Source organism: Streptomyces sp. DvalAA-14, from assembly GCF_900091855.1.
GTDB lineage: Bacteria > Actinomycetota > Actinomycetes > Streptomycetales > Streptomycetaceae > Actinacidiphila.
In genome coordinates this window covers 1-18,195 of record NZ_FMCH01000420.1, presented here as the reverse complement: position 1 = coordinate 18,195, position 18,195 = coordinate 1, and the positions used below count along the sequence as shown (strand labels likewise).

Sequence of the window (18,195 nt, the reverse complement as noted above, 5' to 3'; positions counted from 1 at the left end):
AGGCAGGCAGCCCCATGTCCACCAAGAGCTTCGTGAACCTCCCCGTCAAGGACCTCAGGGCCTCCATCGCCTTCTTCACCGCCCTGGGCTTCCGCTTCGACCCCGACTTCACCGACGACAACGCCGGCTGCCTCGTCCTCACCGACGACAGCTACGTGATGCTGCTCGTCGAGGCCTACTTCACCCGTTTCACCGGGAAGGCCGTCGCCGACACGGCCGGCTCCAGCGAGGTGATCGTGGCCCTCGGTCTGGACAGCAGGGCCGACGTGGACCGGGTCGCCGACGCGGCCCCCGCGGCCGGAGCACGGCCCGCGGCGCAGGCAGCCGAGCAGAGCCCGATGTACACCCGCAGCTTCTACGACCTCGACGGTCACCAGTGGGAGCTGTTCTCGCTGGATTCGGCCGGCGCCGGGCAGGGCTGACGGCCCGCCCGGCGCAGGGCCGCCCGCAGCTCCGCCAGGTCGGGCGGGTTGGCGCCGGGACGGGAGACGGTCAGGGCGGCGGCCGTCGCGGCACGGTGGAGCACGGCGGCCAGGGACGCCTGATCGAGCGCGGCCAGCCGGGGCCGGGCAGCGGCGCCCAGCAGGTCGAGGCCGGCGAGGGCGTCCAGGGCCGCGGCCATGAAGGAGTCCCCGGCGCCCACCGTGTCCGCGACCTCGGCCCGCACCGGGGCGCCGTGCAGCTCACCGGCGGCGGTGTACGCCGTCGAACCGGCGCCGCCGAACGTCACCACGACCGCGGCCGGCCCGAGCGTCAGCCAGCGCTCGGCGACCTCCCGGGGCGGCTCGCCGGGACAGAGCCAGGCCAGATCCTCGTCGCTGGCCTTCACCAGGTCGCTGAGCGCGACGCAGGCCTCCACCCGGGCCACCGCTTCCCCGTGCGACCCGAGCAGGGCGGGGCGGACGTTGGGGTCGTAGCTGACCGTGGCGGTGGTCCGCAGCCGGGCCACGACCTCCCGTACGGTGGCCGCCCCCGGTTCGGTCACCGCCCCGATCGACCCGAGGTGCACATGGCGTATCCCGCCGGGCAGCGGACCGGCGGTCCGGAGCGTCCACCGGACGTCGAAGGCGTACGACGCCTGGCCCTGGCCGTCGAGCGTCACCACCGCGGTCGGCGTGACGGCGTCCGCGCCGAGATCGCCCAGCAACTCCACGCCCGCGGACCGCAGATGCGCCCCGATCAGCGCGCCGGCCGGATCGCCCCCGAGCTGCGTCAGCAGTACGGTCCCCCGTCCCAGCCGGGCCAGTCCGTAGGCGACGTTGGCCGGGCTGCCGCCGGGGTGCGGCACATCCTCGCGGCCGTCCGCCCGCACGATGTCCGCCACGCACTCACCGACCACCAGGAAGTCACCCATGGGGCCATGCTGCCGCATCGGCCGCACCGGGGTCACCCGGTCGCCCGGTCGCCGGGTCACGCCAGGTCACCCGCGTGGCCACCCGGGAAACGGGCACGTCCGGCGATATCGTCGACTTCCGCTCCGGGCTCCGTCCCGTCCTACCGCTCCCGGACGTACCGCGAAGGAGACCCGCCGATGAACACGTGGACCCCCGACGAACTCAGCCGGATCGCGGACACCACCCCCGAGCTCGTTCCGCGCTGAGGCGCGAAGCCTCGAAACCGGGAAGTGCGGAAGCCCCGAAGCCCACGCCCTGGCTCTCCCGCCCCGGCCCTCCCCAGGACAAGGATCCCCCGTGACCACTGTCGCCATCATCGGAGCAGGCACAGGTCTGGGCGCTGCCGTGGCGCGCCGCTTCGGCCGTGAGGGCTTCGACATCGCCCTCGTCTCCCGCACCCAGGCACATCTCGACGCCCTCGCCTCGGACCTGCGCGGCGACGGGGTGAACGCGCGCGGTTTCGCCGCCGACGTGGCCGACCAGGCCGCCCTGACCGCCGCGCTGGACGCCGCCGCCGATGCCCTCGGCCCGATCGAGGTGCTGCAGTACAGCCCCCTCCCCCACCAGGACTTCATGAAGCCGCTGCTGCAGACCACGCCGGCCGACCTCGACGGCCCGCTGGCGTTCTCCGTCCACGGGCCGATGACAGCCGTCCGCCGGATCCTGCCCGGCCTGCGCTCGCTCGGCCGCGGCACCGTGTTGTTCGTCAACGGCGGCACCGCCGTCCGACCGCATGCCGAGCGGGCCGGCACCTCCATCGCGTTCGCAGCCGAGAGCGCCTACGCCCGCATGCTGCACGACACCCTCGCGGGCGAGCACATCCACGTCGCGCAACTGATCATTCCCGGCGCCATCACGCCCGGTGATCCCCGCAAGGACCCCGGGGTGCTCGCCGACACCTTGTGGGGCATGCACCAGGACCGGTCCGGCTTCCGGCACTTCGCCGAACCGCTGGACGCCTGAACGCCGGAACGCCGGAACGCCGCTCCTCGCCGGGTCCGCCGGGGCTACAGGCGGACCACCACCAGCGCGACGTCGTCCTCGCCGCCGGTGCCGACGCCGAGGTCCGCGAGCAGTTCGTCGGCGAGCCGTGCCGGGGCGAGGTGGGCGTGCCGGGCGAGCGCGTCGGTGAGCCGCCGCAGGCCGACGTCGATGTCCTCGCCCCGGCGTTCGATCAGTCCGTCGGTGTAGAGGGCGAGCACGTCGCCGGGCGTGTAGGGCAGGTCGGCGTGCGGGCGCGGGACGAATTCGGGACGGGCGGCCAGCGGCGGATCGGTGGCGTGGCGGAGCAGGTCGTAGGTGCCGTCCGGATGGAGCAGGACCGGCGGGGGGTGGCCGGCGCAGCTGTAGGCGATGCGCTGCTCGCGGCTGTCGATGACGGCGGCGACCACCGTGGTGGCCTGCGCTCCTTCCACCGAACGCGCGTACAGGTCCAGGACCTCCAGCGCCCGCGCGGGGTCGTGCAGGGCCCGGGTGACGGCGGACAGCGCGCTGCGGAGCATGCCCATGACGGTCGCGGCTTCCAGACCGTGGCCCACGACGTCACCGACCGCGATGGCGAACTCGTCGCCGGGCAGGTCCACGCCGTCGTACCAGTCGCCGCAGACGTTCAACGATCCGACGGCGGGCAGGTAGCGCACCGCGACATTCCGGTGCCGGGCCAGGTCGGGCGAGTACAGCATGGCCTGCTGCAGGGTGAGGGCGACCTGGCGCTGCCGGGCGTGGGCCTTGCGCAGCTCCTCGTTCAACCGCAGGAGTTCGCGGGCCCGTTCGTAGAGTTCGGCCTCCATCACCTTGCGGTCGCTGGGTGCCTCGCCCGACCGCAGCCGGGAGGGATCGGGCCGCACCAGCGCGGTGACGTCCTCCGCGCGGTGGATGATCCAGTCGACCTCCCCGGTCGGCCCGAGGACGGGGGTGTTGATCGGCGACCACCAGCGTTCCTCGAACCGGCCGGGCTTGTCCTTGACCGGGATCTCGTACTTCTGCAGCGCCATGGCGTCCGGCGCCTTGGTCCGCAGGGTCTGCTCCAGCGACGCGCTCAGGTTCCGCACCCCGTCGGCGTCCGGATTCGCGGGGTTGTCCGGGAACGCGTCGAAGAGATACCGCCCGACCAGGTCCTGGCGGGCACGGTCGGTGACCGCCAGATAGGCCCCGTTGACGTCCAGGATCACCAGGTCGGTGCCCAGCACCAGACAGGGGCTCGGCGTGGCGTCGAACAGCGCCCGGTAGTCGATCGGCCTCGTCACACGCTCTCCCTCTCCGCCCCAGCCACGGGCCCATGCCCACCACCCAACTATGGGACCCGCCGACCCCGACCCGGGTGAGCCCGCGCTGCGGGGGTGTCGGGGGAAACGCGCCGGTGCGGCCGCTTCCCCCGGGGTCGCGGTCGCGGCCCGGCGGCGGGGTCGCCGGGCGGCGCGCACGAAATTCGGGAGACACGGGGCGAGGGCTCTGGGACGCTGCGGGCTCCGGGTCCAAGGCCCCCGGGCTCCCGTCCGACCTCGGGCCGGCGGCCTCGACACGTACGCTCCGTGCCGGCACTGGATGGGTGATCGATGGGTTTCATGTTGGAAGGACCGGTTCTGGAAGGCGCGCGAGTGCGCCTGGAGCCGCTGGAACACCGCCACGCGGCGGACCTGGCCGCGGCGGCGGAGGAGGACCGGGCCTCGTACCGGTACACCTGGGTCCCGGGGCCGGCCGAGGTGGGAGCGTACATCGATGCCCAACTCGCCCGCGCCGCCGCCGGGAAGCTGGCTCCGTACGCCCAGGTGGACCGGGTCTCGGGGCGGGCGATCGGGGCCACCGCCTACTGGGACCCGCGGTTGTGGCCGGCCGGTGACAGTCTGTGCGCGATCGAGGTCGGTTTCAGCTGGCTCGCGGCGTCCGCCCAGGGCACAGGGGTGAACACCGAGGCCAAATACCTGCTGTTCCGGCACGCGTTCGAGAACTGGGCAGTGGCACGGCTCGACTTGAAGACGGACGCGCGCAACAGCCGTTCCCGGGCCGCGATCGAAGCGGTGGGCGCACGCTTCGAGGGGGTGCTGCGGAACTGGTCCGCGTCATGGGCGCCGGGTGAGGACGGCCGGCTCAGGGACTCCGCGATCTTCTCGATCACCGCGGCGGAGTGGCCGAACTGCCGCTCGATGCTCGAACAGCGCCTCGCCCGGGGCCCGGTGAGCCGGCGTTGAGTCGTGGCTGAGTCGGGGCTGGAGTCGGGGCTGGAGTCGGGGCTGACAGCGCGGTGAGGCCGACGGAGACGATCACGCGATGACCGGTCTGCCGACGGGACTGCGCGACTGATCGCGTCCGACCCCGGCCGATCCGGGTGCCGCCGCGGCCGTCAGCCGGCCGTCACGGGGCCGCCTCCGCGGTGTCGAGCAGGACGCACTGGTCGAATTTCATGCAGCCGCAGGCCAGGCAGTCCGCGACTGCCTGGCGCAGGGCCTGGGCCTGCGCGATGTGCCGGTCGAGTTCGGGCAGTTTGCGTTCGGCCATGGCCCGCCACTGGCGGGTGGCGGACGGTGTGGTGTCGCCCGCCAGCAGCTGCGTGATCTCGGCGAGGGTGAAGCCGGCCCGCTGCGCCATCTTGATCAGGGCGACCCGGCGCACGGTGGCCGCCGGCCACACGCGGCGTCCGCCTTCGCGGCGGGCGCCGGGCAGCAGACCGCGCTCCTCCCAGTAGCGCAGCGCGGAAGCGCGCACGCGGGCCTTGTCGGCGAGCTCGCCGATGGGCAGAAACCGCATGCCGGCCCCCTTTCCTTTTCCGGCCTTGACTTCAAGCATGCTTGAAGGCCGAGTCTGACCCGCATGTTCTCAGCAAGACCGGGGCGACTGGTGCCCGGCCCCCAGCGCTCGCTGTTCGCCGACCCGACCTTTCGGCGGCTGATGCCCGTCTTCGCGCTGTCCGATCTCGGCGACGGCATGTCCGTCGTCGCTGTCGCCTGGCTCGCACTGGTGCTGGCGCCGGGCGGCGGCCAGGGCTCGCTGGTCGGCATCGCGGTCGCCGCCTACGTCCTGCCCGGCGCCTTGGGCGCCCTGGTCCTGGGCAGGTGGATACGGCGACTCCCGGCGCGGCGGCTCCTGGTCGCCGACGCCACGCTGCGGGCCCTGCTGCTGGGAGCCGTCCCGCTCGCCCACCTGGCGGGGGTGCTCACCCCGGCCGTGTACGTGGGGCTCCTGGGTGCCTCCTCGCTGCTGCACGCCTGGGGCCGGGCCGGCAAATACGCCCTGTTCGTGCCCCTGCTCTCCGACGACCAGCGGGTGGCGGCCAACAGCGTCCTCAGTACGAGCATGTGGAGCGCGACGATCGCGGGCCCGGCGCTCGCGGGTGTGCTAGTGGGCGTGTTGTCCCCGGTATGGATCATCGGCCTGGACGCCGCCACGTTCGCGGCCCTCGCCGTCCGGGCCGGCCGCACCACGCTGCCCCCGCCATCGGGAGCGGGACCGGCAGCAGGACCCTCAGCAGGACCGGCAGCGGGACCAGCGGCGGCCGGCGGCACTCAGCAGGGCCTGCGTATTCTGCGGCGCCGGCCGGAACTCCTCGGCCTGCTCGTCGTGACCTGGCTGTTCAACCTCGCCTTCGGTCCCGTCGAGGTCGCCCTGCCCGTGTTCATCTCGGGCCCCCTGGGCGCCGGCTCGGGGCTGCTCGGCGCCTACTGGGCTGCTTTCGGTGTCGGCGCCGTGCTCGGCGCCCTGGCGCTGGGCGCGGCCAGACGCCTCCCGCTGTGGCCGGTCATGCTCGGCATCATCGCCGGCCACGGCCTGGGCCTGCTGCCCTTCGCCGTCCCGCACACGGCCCTCCCGTCCTTGATCGGCTTCGCCTTCGCCGGACTCACCTACGGCCCCTACTCCGCGCTCTCCTTCACCCTGATCCAGGAGCGCGCACCCGCCGAGGCGCTCACCGCGGTCCTGGCCGCCAATAACGCCGTCCTGCTCACCGCCTCGCCGCTGGGAGCGGCGTTCGGCGGTTTTCTCCTCGACCGGAGCAGTGCCGCCGCCGTCATCGTCGGCTGCGGTGCGCTGATGGTCCTCATGGCCCTCACCTGCGGCGTTGTGCTGAAGCTGTCCGGCCGCGACCGACGCCGGCGGCGAGCCGATCCACCGGGGCCCCTCCGCACGACCCGGGCTGAGCCGGGCTGATCGGGGCTGAGCCGAAAGTGACCCGAACTGATCCGGGCCGCGGTGTCGAGATCCCGTGACCGGCTCCGTCCCAGCGGTGAAGGCGACCACAATGGGTCGCACCAGCACCGAGGAGAGACACGATGGCCAAGTACTTGCTGCTCAAGCACTACCGCGGCGCCCCGGCTCCGGTCAACAACGTGCCCATGGACCGGTGGACGCCGCAGGAGGTCTCGGACCATGTGCGGTGCATGCAGGACTTCACGGCCCGGCTCGAGAAGACCGGCGAGTTCGTCGATGCCCAGGCGCTCGCGCCCGAGGGCACCTTCGTCCAGTACGACGGAGAGGGTCGCCCGCCGATCACCGACGGCCCCTTCGCCGAGACCAAGGACCTCATCGCCGGCTGGATCGTCATCGACGTCGACAGCTACGAGCGCGCCGTCGAGCTCGCCGGGGAGCTGTCCGCGGCCCCCGGGGCGGGCGGGAAGCCGATCCACGAGTGGATCGAGCTGCGCCCGTTCCTCACCGCGCCGCCCACCATCACGGAATGACGTCCCCGGTGGACGAGGCACTGCTCCGGAGCCTCACACCGGGCGTGATCGGGATCCTCGTCCGCCGCGGAGCCGACTTCGCGGCGGCCGAGGACGCGGTGCAGGACGCGTTGGCCGAGGCGGTCCGCGTCCGGCCGGCCGCCTCCTCGCCGGACTCTTCCGGCGGGGCAGCCCCGGTGCGGGACCCGAAGGGCTGGCTGGTCACCGTGGCCTGGCGCCGGTTCCTCGACGCCACCCGGTCGGACGCCGCCCGCCGCCGGCGGGAGGACCTCGTCGACGCGGAGCCGGCGCCCGGTCCCGTGCCCGCGGCGGACGACACGCTCCAGCTCTACTTCCTGTGCGCGCACCCGTCCCTGACGCCGTCGTCCGCTGTCGCGCTCACGCTGCGCGCGGTCGGCGGGCTGACCACCCGCCAGATCGCGCAGGCGTACCTGGTGCCCGAGGCGACCATGGCGCAGCGGATCAGCCGGGCCAAGCGCACGGTGGCCGGGGTGCGGTTCGACCAGCCCGGCGATGTCGCCACCGTGCTGCGCGTGCTCTACCTGGTCTTCAACGAGGGGTACTCCGGCGACGTCGACCTCGCCGCCGAGGCCATCCGGCTCACCCGGCAACTGGCGGCCGCGATCGACCATCCCGAGGTGGCGGGGCTGCTGTCCCTCATGCTGCTCCACCATGCCCGCCGCGCCGCCCGGACCGCGGCCGACGGCAGCCTGGTGCCGCTGGCCGAGCAGGATCGCGGCCGATGGGACACCGTGACGATCGCGGCGGGCGTCGAGATCCTGCAGGCGGCCCTCGCCCGCGATCGGCTGGGCCAGTTCCAGGCCCAGGCGGCCATCGCGGCACTCCACGCGGACGCGCCCACCGCCGAGGAGACGGACTGGGTGCAGATCGTCGAGTGGTACGACGAGCTCGCCCGGCTGACCGACAGCCCGGTCGTCCGGCTCAACCGCGCGGTGGCCGTCGGCGAGGCGGACGGACCGCGGGCCGGCCTGGCGGCGCTCGCGGCGGTGGACGACGCCCTGCCCCGCCACACCGCGGTCGCGGCGTACCTCCACGAGCGCGACGGCGACCTGACCACCGCGGCCCGCCTGTACGCGGAGGCGGCCCGCAAAGCACCCAACCTCGCCGAACGCGACCACCTGACCCGCCAGGCCGCCCGGCTCAACACCCACGGGGCGCACGACGCCTAGGCCCTGTCCGGGGAGGATCACCCCGCCGCCGGCGAGGGTGCGGCGGGAGTCGTCGCCCCCATGCCGGCCTGCCACGCCGGAATCCTCTCAGCCCAAAGGGACGGGGCAGCCATGCGGGCCGCGGCGCAGGTCGAACTGATTACTCGTGGCCCGCGGTCCGTCCGGGCGACCGGCCGCAACCTCTACGACCCGGCGCGCCGGTTCCCGGTCGCCGCCGCGGGCCGCGACCAAGGCCGCTGGGCCGCCGCCCGCATCAGGGACCTCCGGCACTGAACGACCACCGCACGATCGTGCGCGGAACAGATCTAGTTGCCGATCTTGTCCAACTCGGCGAGTTCCTCATCAGCGAGCGGGAGCCCCGCGCCGGCGGCGTTCTCGCGCAGGTGCGCCACCGACGAGGTGCCGGGAATGAGCAGGATGTTCGGCGACCGCCGCAGCAGCCAGGCCAGGGCGACCGACATCGGCGTCGTGTCCAGCCGGGTGGCCACGGTGGACAGCGCCGTGGACTGCAGCGGGGTGAAGCCGCCGAGCGGGAAGAAAGGCACGTAGGCGATGCCCTGGTCGGCGAGTTCGTCGATCAGCTCGTCGTCCTGGCGGTGGGCGAGGTTGTACAGGTTCTGTACGCAGACGATCGGCGCGATCGTCTGCGCCTCGGCGACCTGTTCCCTCGTGGCGTTGCTCACTCCGAGGTGCCGGATCAGGCCCTGCTGCTGGAGTTCGACGAGGGCCGCGAAGGGCTCGGCGAGCGAGCCGGGCTGGGGGCCCTGGGCGTTGCCGAGCCGGAGGTTGACCACGTCGAGCGCATCGAGGCCGAGGTCTTCGAGGTTCTCGTGGACGGCGCGGCGCAGATCCTCGGGCTGCCGGGCCGGCGGCCAGCCGCCCTGCTCATCGCGGTCCGCACCGACTTTGGTCACGATGTGCAGCGGTGCGGCGTAGGGATACAGCGCCGCACGGATCAGCCGGTTGGTGACGCGCGGTCCGTAGGCGCCGGCGGTGTCGATATGGGTGATGCCGAGGGCGGCGGCGTCGCGCAGGACGGCGAGCGCGCCGTCGTGGTCGGCGGGCGGGCCCATGACCCCAGGACCGGCCAGCTGCATGGCGCCGTAGCCGAAGCGGGTGACGGTGAGATCGCCGAGGGTCCAGGTGCCGCCGGGCAGTGCCGTGGAGGGTGTGTTCATGGTGTGTCTTTCAGCTGAGCCGGATGGGTGCCGAGGGCTACGTGTCGTCTGGTGCGCCGTGTCGCCCGGTTCGCCGTTCGTTGACGGCGCCGGTTGGTCACGCCTGTTCGCGCCTGTTCGCGCCGCTCTGCGGAGCGATCTTTGCATCGCTCCTGCCCTCGATGGTCGCTCGGGACAAACAGCGCATCCAATACCGATGCGGTGCTCTGTGATACCGGCCGGGTATCACAGGCGCGGTAGACTCTCACCATGGACATCTTGGAGACCCGCGAGCTGCGGTACTTCATGGCGGTCGCCGAGGAACTGCACTTCGGTCGCGCCGCCGAACGCCTCGGCATGGCCCAGCCACCGCTGTCCCGGGCGATCCAGCAGCTCGAGCGGCGCCTCGACGTCTCTCTGCTGACACGCAACCGCCGTGGCGTCACCCTGACCGGCGCCGGGGAGATGCTCCTGCACGAGGGCCGTGCGGCGCTCGACGCGACCGCCGCTGCCGCCCGCCGCACCCGTCGGGCCGGCGGCGCCGACAGTCCGGGCGGCTCGCCCAACCGCCTGGTGCTGTCGGTGAAGGCCGGCGCGTCCCACGAATTGCTGCACAAGCTCCTCGACGCCTACGCGGCCGAGCCCGACGCCGCCGAGATCGAGGTGCTGCCGAGCGGCACATGCGAACAGGAGGAGATGCTGCGCGACGGCCGCGCCGATGTGGCGCTCATGCACGCGCCGTACAACTCCCTCGCCGGGTTCGACAGCGAGGAACTGATGACCGAGGGGCAGATCGCCATCCTGCCCGCCGGACACCCGCTCGCCGCGCACACGACTCTGTCGCTGGCCGAGGTCGGTGACATCCCCGATCTTCCGCTCGCCCGTTGGTCCCGGCGGGGCACCTACCCGCCCGGCCCGGGCCCCGAGATCCACGACCAGACCCAGCTGGCCCAGCTGATCGCCCTCGGACGCACCGCGGCCGTCTTCCCCGACTCCGCCCGCGCCTGGCTGTGGGCCGAGCACACCGCCGTCCCCCTGACCGACGCACCCCCTGTCGTCACCCACATCGCCTGGCCCGCGCACAGCCGCTCCCTCGCTCTCGCCGGGCTGATCCGCACGGCCACCCGGCTGTGAGATACCCCCGCCGTCCACCACCGCGCCAAACCGGCTTTTCATCGTGAGCGGTCTTCACCACCGAGCGCCCGACCCATAAAGTCCAGCCCATGGACTGGCTGGCTCCCGTGAACACGTTGATCGGCGCCGGGATCGGCATCGGTTCAACGCTCCTTGCCGACCGGCTTCGCTGGCGGCGCGACCGGGCAGCCCTGAATGAGGACACCCGCCGCCAGACGTACGCGGCATTCATGGGCGCGCTGTCGGACGTGTACCAGCGGTTGGACGAGATCGCCCGTGCCGGGCATGCGGCCGGGGAGGCGCAGCTGGCAGCCCGCGAGGTCTTCGTGTCCCGCAATCTGTACCCCCTGCGGTACGAGATCGCGCTGATCGCCCCCTGGGAGGTCATGGATGCGGTCAATCAGGCCTTTTGGAGAGTGCGCGACCTCCGTGACCTGGTCGCCAGCGGCACCGGCAGAGGGAATCCGGACTTCGGCCGGCAGCTTCATGCCTACCTCGCAGCAGCCGAGCAGGCGCAGGTGGTCATGCGCCGCGATCTGGGCACCTCGTGGCCGGAACCAGCGGAACGGTCCACCGGTGGGCGGGAGTGAAGCACGGCCGGTCCGCGAAGTCGGCCTCGTCTCAGCCCAGTTGCTGGCCCAGTCCGACGATGATGCCCTCCGGCCCGCGGACGTAGCAGAGCAGGTAGCTGTCCTCGAACCGGCCGATCCCGCCGAGGAGTTCGGCGCCGTGAGGGCGCAGGCGGGCAACGGTGTCCTCGATGTCGTCGACGGCGAACATGACGCGGTGCGTGCCCAGAATGTTGTGCGGCCGGTTGCGCGGCCCGGCGCTGATCACCTCGGGGCTGCGGTATTTCGCCAGCTCGAGCCGGCCGTGGCCGTCCGGGGTCCGGACCATCGCGATGTCGCAGCGGACGCCGTCGAGTCCGGTGCACTGGTCGGCGAAAAGTCCCTCGACCTCCGCCCTGCCCTCCAGCTCCATACCGAGTTCCAGGAAGAACGCGATGGCCGCGTCCATGTCCTCGACGACGATGCCGACGTTGTCCATCCGCTGAATCGCCATGCCGGCTTCTCCTTCTTCTTCGTGCGGCCGGTGATGCCCGCTGACGTCCCTGGGACGGAGCCGGTGACGCGTTCTCGACATCCTAGGACCGCCGGACTCCGGAACATACGGATCACTCCGCAGCACCCCCGCCCTCGCGGCGCCCCACATCTCTTGCGCCGCCGATGAGCGTCGGGTGAGATCCAGATCATGACTGCTTCTGCTTCTGCTTCTGCTTCGGGGCCGGGCCCGCGCCCGGCGACGTACGACCGCATCGGGATCGGATACCGGAACGTCCGCCGGGCCGACCCCCGGCTGGCTGCCCTGATCCGCCAGGCTCTGGCCGGGGCGCGCACGGTGGTCAATATCGGGGCGGGGACCGGTTCCTACGAGCCTGCCGACATGGAGGTCACCGCGGTCGACCCGTCACAGGTGATGCTCGATCAGCATCCGGGCAGGCAAAAGGTGCTGGCCGGGGCGGAGGACCTGCCCTTCGAGGACGGCGCGTTCGATGCTGCGACGGCGGTGATGACGGTGCAGCACTGGCCCGACCTGCGCCGTGGCCTCGATGAGATGCGGCGCGTCTCCCGGCGGCAGGTCCTTTTCACCATGGATCCGTATCATCTGCCCGAGCTGTGGCTGATCGAGGAGTACCTTCCGGAGCTCCGGCAGTTCGAACGGGCCCGCTTCACACCCCTGTCCACCGTGGTGGAAGCCCTGGAAGCGCACACGGTGCTTCCGTTCCCCATTCCGCACGACTTCACCGACGGCTTCCAGATCGCCTACTGGCGGCGTCCGGAGTACTTCCTGGACCCCGTCATTCGACAAGCGAGCTCCACCTTCGCCCAGCTCCCCGCGTCCTTGATCGAACCGGCGATCGAGCGACTGCGCGCAGACCTGGCCTCCGGAATCTGGCACCGCCGCCACGCCGACCTGCTCGACCGGGACGCCGTCGACTACGGCTACCGCCTGCTCGTCGCGGGCCGGTGATTCCAGCAGGACGCGTGCCCCCGCAGGTGGGGGGCCGGGAATGACAGGCGTCAGGAGTCGCCGCGCCTCCGCCCTCGATCGCCCAGCCAACCATCCGCCCGGGCATCAGCGGGGACAGAAGCGTCACGCACAAGTCCCGACCCCAGCGGCCGTGTTGGTTGCCCGCGCCCTCATCACCGGCACCGTCGAACTCCGCGGCCTCGACCTCGGATCTAGCCGGTGAGGTGTGCGTAGACGATGGTGTTGCCCTGGTAGCTGTGGGTGCGGCTGTTCCAGTCGGAGCAGGTGATCAGCCGCAGTTCGGGGTCGGGCGTGTTGCCGTAGACGTCGAGGGTCGGGAAAGTCTTCTTCGGATAGGACCGGACCGCGTCGACGGTGAAGACCGCGGTCGTACGGTCGGCGCGGGTGACCCGGATCTGCTGGTGCGGTTTCATCGCGCCGAGGCGGTAGAAGACGGCCGGGCCGGTGGCGTAGGAGTCGACGTGGCCGAGGATCACCGCCGGGCCGGTCTGGCCGGGGGTGGGTGAGTCGTGGAACCAGCCGGCCTGGAGCGGCTTGCCGGGGACTTCCAGCGACCCGTCCTTGTTCAGGCCCAGGTCCAGCAGGCTGGAGTGGACGCCGATGGCCGGGATATCGAGTGCCGTCGGTCGGGAGGCGGGCAGTGCGGGGGCGCCGGCCGGCGCGGTCTTGGGGGACGCGGAGGTGGTCGGCGGGGCCGGCAGCGCGGAGCCGGTCATGTGGTCCGGCATCTGCCCGGCGGCCATCGGGCCCGGCTGCGGCGGGGGCGTGCCGCCGCCGCCCGTCCCGGCCAGGATGGTGGTGACGCCGGCGGCCACGCAGGCCACCGCGAGCACGACGAGTACCACTGCCGTCCGTCGTGTGGGGTGGCCTGCGTGGGGTTCCTTGGTGGTCATCGGGCGGTGACGCTCCGACGGCGCAGCGCGTAGCCGCCGGCGCCCAGGCCGATCAGCGCGGCGGCGCTGCCGCCCGCGACCATGCCGGTGTCGGTGCCGTGTGCCTGGGTGGCCCCGTCGCCGGTGTCGGCGCCGCCGGCCGGCATCGACGCCATCTGCGAGGTGGTGAACGCGCCGCACAGCGCCGGGTCGGTGGCCTCGGCGGGCAGCGTCTTGTCGAGTTCGCTGGCGCCCAGCACGCTGTCGTACTTTCCGTTGCCGTTGTAGTCGATGCCGTGGATGACCAGAACGGCCTTACCGGACTTGAGGTTGGCCGCGACGTCGTCGGTGACCTCCAGTGTGCGGCTGTAGTTGACCACGGCGCCGGCCGGGAAGCGGGTGACGGCCAGCGCGCTGTTGGGCGTGCTGTCGCCGCTGGTGGTCAGGGAGGTGCCGATCATCCCGTAGTCCGTCATGGCGTCGGCGACGTTGATGGAGGCGTGTCCGTTGTGGTCCTTGGCCTCCGACGGCTTGGGACAGACGCCGGAGCCGTCGACGTGGATGTGCATCGCGTGCGGGGAGGCGCCGCCGACCAGGCCGGACGCGGTGACCGTGATCTTGGCGGTGTTGCCGGAGAGTTGGAGCATCGCCTTGCCGCTGCCGGTCACATGGTTGGCCGTGATCGGGTCGAGCGATGCCTGGTAGGTGACCCACGGGACGTCGGTGGCGGCCGGGGCCGCCCACGCCGCCGCCGGAAGCGCCAACGGTGTGGCGGCTACGGCTATCGCCGTCAGGACTCGTGCCTTGGTGGATCGCATGCTGATCTGCCCTTCACTCGCGTTTACCGCCGAGTCGGCCGCGAGGCCCGGCTCACCAGCAGGAGAGGAACTCTCCAAGGGGGTATTCGGACCGCGCGCCCGTTCGGATTGGTGCGGCGGTCACGTGGGCAACGAAGGAACGAGATTCGTCGGCAACTGGCGCTGACCATCAGGGCATCCGGGCCGGAGCCACGTACGACGGCCGGACCGGGGCGCTCGCCGAGGGGCACGGTCCTCTCCGGGGCTCCCCGGGCCGTGGGCTGTTCAGCGGAGGCGGGGGCCGTCGGGGCGGTAGCTGGCTTTGATGTGGACTCGTTCGCCCTGGGGGCCGAGGATGCTGAGGAATTCCACGGGGTGCTCGTCGGCGTTGCCGAACCAGTGCGGGAGGTGGGTGTCGAATTCGGCGGCTTCGCCTTCGGTGAGGATGAAGTCCTTGTCGCCGAGGACGACGCGCAGGCGGCCCCCAAGGACGTACAGCCAGTGGTAGCCCTCGTGCGAACGGGGGTCGGGTTCGCGGCCGTCGGTCAGGCCGGCGGGCAGGATGTGTTTGAACGCCTGCAGCCCGCCGGGTGTGCGCGAAAGCGGCACGACGGTCATGCCGTTACGGGTGAACGGCTGCGGATACACCCGGGGGTCGAGGTCGGAGGGGGCGCCGATCAGCTCCTCGACCGGCATCCGGTAGGCCCGGGCCAGGGGCAGCAGGAGTTCCAGGCCCGGTTTGCGCTGCCCGGACTCCAGCCGGGACAGGATGCTGATCGGGATGCCCGTGGTCTCCGACAGGGCGGTCAGGGTGGCGCCGGCGCGGCGGCGCAGCTCGCGCAGCCGGGGTCCGACTGCGGCCAGCACCGCATCGAAGTCGTCGGTCATACGTCCACCCTGCCGCGCTTTTCACTTTCCGCAAAGACGTTTGCCCGATTGTCGATGTGGGGGCACCGTGATGCCCGGAGGCGGTCACGATGCCCCGAAAACCCAGGTCAACGGTACTGCCGTATCTGCGAACAGGTGCTGGGCGACCGGCACCACACCCACGCAGGTATCAAAGCCCGCCCGCCGCACGCCGACCACGACCGAGCAACCGAGGAGAGAACCCAACGCCATGGACGCCCAGCACTGGGACGAGATGTACCGCGGCAGCGACCGGGTCTTCAGCGGCAGCCCCAACCCCGTACTCATCGCCGAGGCCACCGACCTGCCACCGGGCCAGGCGCTGGACGTCGGATGCGGCGAAGGAGCCGACGCACTCTGGCTCGCCCGGCGAGGCTGGCGCGTCACCGCGGTCGACATCTCCGTCATCGCCCTCCAACGCGCCGCCGCCGCTGCCACCGACGTCGGGGACCGCGTGACATGGGCACGGACCGACCTCACGACCGCCTCACTCCCGGCGGACGCCTTCGACCTGGTGTCCATCCATTACTTCCCCCTCCGCCGCCGGCCGGGCCACACCGCGCTGTACCGCCTGCTGAACGCGGTCGCCCCCGGGGGCACCTTGCTGTTCAGCACCCACGCCCGAGCGGATCTCCCAGCGCGTGAGGGCTTCGACCCCGCCGACTACTACCAGCCCGACGACATCGCCCGACTCCTCGACCCCACCTGGAATGTCCTGATCAACGGAACCCGCCCGCGCGCCGCCCCGGCCCCCGCCGGCACCCACCACACCCATGACACCGTCCTGCGAGCGGTACGCCGGCCGTAAGCCGACCGGGCTCGCGAGCCGAAGGAGAGTCGCGCAATGTCGGAGACCTGTGGATGCGGATCGATTGACCCGCCTCTCATCAGACGATAGCTTCCACACGTCATCGCTTGTACAAGCGGTGGCTTAAATACTGGGAGGGCATGCCATGAACACCGATCCCGACGCCCAGCCGGACGAGGACTACCGGGCCGCGCTGGAGTTCACCGAGCCACCCGAAGCGGTCTACGACGCCCTCACCACGGTGCGCGGAGTGACCGGCTGGTGGACCGAGGCGACCGGAAACGGCGGCACCGGCGGCGAGCTGCGGTTCTTCTTCGGTGACGACGTGCCGGCGATCATGCGGGTCGACGAGGCCCGGCCGGCATCGCTCGTGCGGTGGACCTGTCTCGGCTACGCCCCGGTGCCCGACTGGGCCGGCACCACGATCACCTTCGAGCTGTCGCCCCGCTCCAACGGCGGGTCCGAGCTGGCATTTCGGCATCACGGTCTGACACCGCGGGTCGAGTGCTACACGATGTGCAAGCAGGGGTGGGACCACTTTCTGCCCAGCCTGCGCGCCTACGTCGAGACGGGCCAGGGCAACCCGCGGCACTCCCCGGCCGACATCGAACGCCGCGAAGCCGACGGGCGCCGTCGCTCCGCGACGCCGCAATGACCGCGCCGGGACTGCGGAACGCCGCCATGCGATCCTGGACAGCATGACCGTCGAGGCACGCACCGACGCCGTCCTGCGCGCGTTGTCCGATCCACAACGTCGCCAAATCCTGCGCCTGGTCCGGGCCGGCGAGATGCCGGCCGGCCGGATCGCCGAACACTTCGACGTCACTCAGCAGGGCGTCAGCCACCACCTGCGCGTTCTCCAGCGGGCCGGACTCCTGCACGAGCGCCGCGACGGCACCCGCCGGCTCTACGTACTCGACCTGTCCGGCCTGGACCACGTCCGGGCACTGCTGACCGATCTCTGGCCGGACGCACTGGAACGGCTCAAGCAAGCCGTCGAGCATGATCAGGGGAACGCATGAGCACCACCGACACGGTGACCGCCTCGGTCCGGATCGCAGCGGCACCGGAGACGGTCTTCGGGTATTTCACCGATGCGGCGCTGATGGTCCGTTGGCTCGGCCAGTGGGCCGACCTACGGCCGGAAGCCGACGGCCTCTTCGCCCTGGACATGGAGACGACCTCGGTGCGCGGGCGGTTCATCGCTGTCGAACCGCCCAACCGCGTGCTCTTCACCTGGGGAATTCCCGGAAGTGACGTACTGCCGGCCGGCTCGACCACGGTCGAGGTGCGGCTGACGGCCGACGGACCGGACACGATCGTCGAACTCTTCCACCACGACCTGCCGACCGATCAACTCGCAAGCCACACAGCCGGGTGGACATCCTGCCTCGGCCGCCTCGGCGGAATCGAATTCGCGAGCGCTTGACGGCAGGCCGGGACGTGGGCCACGGCGAGCATCGCGTGCCGCCTCTCATCAACAGGGTCGTAGGCTGGCCGATCATGCACATACCGAGACTCGCATGGCTCACCCCGCGCCGCCTGGTGACCGCCACCGTCCTGGCGGCCGTATTCGCGGCTGGCTGGTTCCTGGGACAGCCCGTCCCGCCCGCACAGTGCGAGCTGCCAACGACACCCAAGCGGTACAGCAACTACCTGGCGTCCGAACCATTCCGGGGCTGTGGCGGCAGGTCGCGTCTCCTGACTTGGCTCTCAGGAGACTTCCGATAGCTCACCAGGGCACGGGGACGAACGAACTTGCAGCTCAGCGCGTACGCCCACGGGGTTTCAGCGGGGTCGGCGGGACCTACGGCATCCGGCAGGCTCAACGCGATGCGGAAGGCTGGCTTCCATTCGAGACGTTCCTCTTCCACGGCCCGGCGGCGATCGAGCGGGCGAAGACGAACCTTGCCGCGCTCACCGCGCCGCCCGGCCACGCGAAGCGGTGGAGCCACGACCTGCGGGCGCTGACCGGTGCTCTGGCAGAGGGCATCCGCATCCGGGACGAGTGGGAGTCCCGCCTGGTCACTGTCCTCGACCATCGGGATGACCCGGACCGCTGGCTCGCCTTCAACGACGCCCTCGATGCCCGCGACTGCCGACGCCCGAGGCACCCACGCCGCCACCCGGTCTTCCGGCCCGGCCCGCACCTCCCGAGCCGCTGACTGCCGCTCACGTTCCCTGAGGAGGGTTGTATAGCTCTTTCGTCCTATGTG

Annotated in this window: 21 protein-coding genes; 13 read left to right on the top strand and 8 right to left on the bottom strand. The window is 71.7% G+C overall.

Annotated features, from left to right (window positions below; genetic code table 11):
* The first annotated feature begins 14 nt into the window (after nucleotides 1-14).
* A complete protein-coding gene (locus GA0115240_RS22385) occupies nucleotides 15-422 on the top strand; it encodes a VOC family protein (protein WP_093738968.1) in 408 nt (135 codons plus the stop codon).
* Here GA0115240_RS22385 and GA0115240_RS22380 read toward each other — a convergent pair.
* Complete coding sequence (locus GA0115240_RS22380; protein ID WP_093738996.1) at nucleotides 371-1,354, bottom strand: carbohydrate kinase family protein; 984 nt, start codon at nucleotides 1,352-1,354, stop codon at nucleotides 371-373. The two genes, GA0115240_RS22385 and GA0115240_RS22380, sit on opposite strands and share 52 nt — an antisense overlap.
* 337 nt (nucleotides 1,355-1,691) lie before the next feature.
* Between GA0115240_RS22380 and GA0115240_RS22375 the strand changes: the two genes are divergently transcribed.
* Nucleotides 1,692-2,357 (top strand): SDR family NAD(P)-dependent oxidoreductase, encoded by a 666-nt coding sequence (locus tag GA0115240_RS22375; protein WP_093738966.1) that lies wholly within the window; start codon nucleotides 1,692-1,694, stop codon nucleotides 2,355-2,357.
* 44 nt (nucleotides 2,358-2,401) lie between these two features.
* Here GA0115240_RS22375 and GA0115240_RS22370 read toward each other — a convergent pair whose 3' ends face one another.
* The gene (locus GA0115240_RS22370; RefSeq protein WP_093738964.1) at nucleotides 2,402-3,640 is read right to left on the bottom strand and encodes a PP2C family protein-serine/threonine phosphatase; all 1,239 of its coding nucleotides are present in this window, start codon (nucleotides 3,638-3,640) and stop codon (nucleotides 2,402-2,404) included.
* 309 nt (nucleotides 3,641-3,949) lie between these two features.
* Here GA0115240_RS22370 and GA0115240_RS22365 point away from each other — a divergent pair, with 309 nt between their 5' ends.
* Nucleotides 3,950-4,582 carry a GNAT family N-acetyltransferase gene (locus GA0115240_RS22365; protein ID WP_093738962.1) on the top strand — a complete coding sequence of 211 codons (633 nt, stop codon included), beginning with the start codon at nucleotides 3,950-3,952 and terminating at the stop codon, nucleotides 4,580-4,582.
* 163 nt (nucleotides 4,583-4,745) lie between these two features.
* On the opposite strand, the gene GA0115240_RS22360 is transcribed toward GA0115240_RS22365, so the two are convergent.
* Nucleotides 4,746-5,138, bottom strand: coding sequence for a MerR family transcriptional regulator (locus GA0115240_RS22360; RefSeq protein ID WP_093738960.1), 393 nt, complete (start codon nucleotides 5,136-5,138; stop codon nucleotides 4,746-4,748).
* Nucleotides 5,139-5,201: 63 nt separating this feature from the next.
* Between GA0115240_RS22360 and GA0115240_RS22355 the strand changes: the two genes are divergently transcribed.
* From GA0115240_RS22355 to GA0115240_RS22345, 3 genes are all read left to right on the top strand, one after another.
* On the top strand, nucleotides 5,202-6,533 hold the full coding sequence (locus GA0115240_RS22355) for an MFS transporter (RefSeq protein WP_093738958.1): 1,332 nt from the start codon (nucleotides 5,202-5,204) through the stop codon (nucleotides 6,531-6,533).
* Between the two features lie 122 nt (nucleotides 6,534-6,655).
* The gene (locus GA0115240_RS22350; RefSeq protein ID WP_093738956.1) at nucleotides 6,656-7,063 is read left to right on the top strand and encodes a YciI family protein; all 408 of its coding nucleotides are present in this window, start codon (nucleotides 6,656-6,658) and stop codon (nucleotides 7,061-7,063) included.
* Nucleotides 7,064-7,071: 8 nt separating this feature from the next.
* Nucleotides 7,072-8,253 carry an RNA polymerase sigma factor gene (locus GA0115240_RS22345; RefSeq protein WP_218087436.1) on the top strand — a complete coding sequence of 394 codons (1,182 nt, stop codon included), beginning with the start codon at nucleotides 7,072-7,074 and terminating at the stop codon, nucleotides 8,251-8,253.
* Between the two features lie 305 nt (nucleotides 8,254-8,558).
* On the opposite strand, the gene GA0115240_RS22340 is transcribed toward GA0115240_RS22345, so the two are convergent.
* The gene (locus GA0115240_RS22340; protein ID WP_093738952.1) at nucleotides 8,559-9,431 is read right to left on the bottom strand and encodes an aldo/keto reductase family oxidoreductase; all 873 of its coding nucleotides are present in this window, start codon (nucleotides 9,429-9,431) and stop codon (nucleotides 8,559-8,561) included.
* A 249-nt stretch (nucleotides 9,432-9,680) separates the two neighbouring features.
* Here GA0115240_RS22340 and GA0115240_RS22335 point away from each other — a divergent pair, with 249 nt between their 5' ends.
* Nucleotides 9,681-10,544 (top strand): LysR family transcriptional regulator, encoded by an 864-nt coding sequence (locus GA0115240_RS22335; protein ID WP_093738950.1) that lies wholly within the window; start codon nucleotides 9,681-9,683, stop codon nucleotides 10,542-10,544.
* An 89-nt stretch (nucleotides 10,545-10,633) separates the two neighbouring features.
* Entirely contained in the window at nucleotides 10,634-11,134 is a 501-nt protein-coding gene (locus tag GA0115240_RS22330; protein ID WP_093738948.1) for a hypothetical protein, read from the top strand.
* Nucleotides 11,135-11,165: 31 nt separating this feature from the next.
* Here GA0115240_RS22330 and GA0115240_RS22325 read toward each other — a convergent pair whose 3' ends face one another.
* Entirely contained in the window at nucleotides 11,166-11,606 is a 441-nt protein-coding gene (locus tag GA0115240_RS22325) for a VOC family protein (protein ID WP_093738946.1), read from the bottom strand.
* 189 nt (nucleotides 11,607-11,795) lie between these two features.
* Here GA0115240_RS22325 and GA0115240_RS22320 point away from each other — a divergent pair, with 189 nt between their 5' ends.
* On the top strand, nucleotides 11,796-12,575 hold the full coding sequence (locus GA0115240_RS22320) for a class I SAM-dependent methyltransferase (protein WP_093738944.1): 780 nt from the start codon (nucleotides 11,796-11,798) through the stop codon (nucleotides 12,573-12,575).
* Nucleotides 12,576-12,787: 212 nt separating this feature from the next.
* On the opposite strand, the gene GA0115240_RS22315 is transcribed toward GA0115240_RS22320, so the two are convergent.
* From GA0115240_RS22315 to GA0115240_RS22305, 3 genes are all read right to left on the bottom strand, one after another.
* Nucleotides 12,788-13,441, bottom strand: a complete 654-nt coding sequence (locus GA0115240_RS22315; RefSeq protein ID WP_256069933.1) for a class F sortase — start codon at nucleotides 13,439-13,441, stop codon at nucleotides 12,788-12,790.
* Nucleotides 13,442-13,485: 44 nt separating this feature from the next.
* Nucleotides 13,486-14,286, bottom strand: a complete 801-nt coding sequence (locus GA0115240_RS22310; protein WP_141708932.1) for a hypothetical protein — start codon at nucleotides 14,284-14,286, stop codon at nucleotides 13,486-13,488.
* A gap of 264 nt (nucleotides 14,287-14,550) precedes the next feature.
* Nucleotides 14,551-15,153: a helix-turn-helix domain-containing protein gene (locus GA0115240_RS22305; protein ID WP_093738938.1), complete on the bottom strand. Its 603-nt coding sequence runs from the start codon at nucleotides 15,151-15,153 to the stop codon at nucleotides 14,551-14,553.
* A gap of 229 nt (nucleotides 15,154-15,382) precedes the next feature.
* Here GA0115240_RS22305 and GA0115240_RS22300 point away from each other — a divergent pair, with 229 nt between their 5' ends.
* The 4 genes from GA0115240_RS22300 to GA0115240_RS22285 all read left to right on the top strand — a co-directional run bounded on the left by GA0115240_RS22300 (nucleotide 15,383) and on the right by GA0115240_RS22285 (nucleotide 17,408).
* Nucleotides 15,383-15,979, top strand: coding sequence for a class I SAM-dependent methyltransferase (locus GA0115240_RS22300; protein WP_093738936.1), 597 nt, complete (start codon nucleotides 15,383-15,385; stop codon nucleotides 15,977-15,979).
* 145 nt (nucleotides 15,980-16,124) lie between these two features.
* Nucleotides 16,125-16,634 (top strand): SRPBCC family protein, encoded by a 510-nt coding sequence (locus GA0115240_RS22295; protein WP_093738934.1) that lies wholly within the window; start codon nucleotides 16,125-16,127, stop codon nucleotides 16,632-16,634.
* Nucleotides 16,635-16,677: 43 nt separating this feature from the next.
* Nucleotides 16,678-17,001 carry a metalloregulator ArsR/SmtB family transcription factor gene (locus GA0115240_RS22290; protein WP_093738932.1) on the top strand — a complete coding sequence of 108 codons (324 nt, stop codon included), beginning with the start codon at nucleotides 16,678-16,680 and terminating at the stop codon, nucleotides 16,999-17,001.
* Nucleotides 16,998-17,408: an SRPBCC family protein gene (locus GA0115240_RS22285; RefSeq protein ID WP_093738930.1), complete on the top strand. Its 411-nt coding sequence runs from the start codon at nucleotides 16,998-17,000 to the stop codon at nucleotides 17,406-17,408. The genes GA0115240_RS22290 and GA0115240_RS22285 overlap by 4 nt, the downstream gene beginning before the upstream one ends.
* Nucleotides 17,409-18,195: the final 787 nt, after the last annotated feature.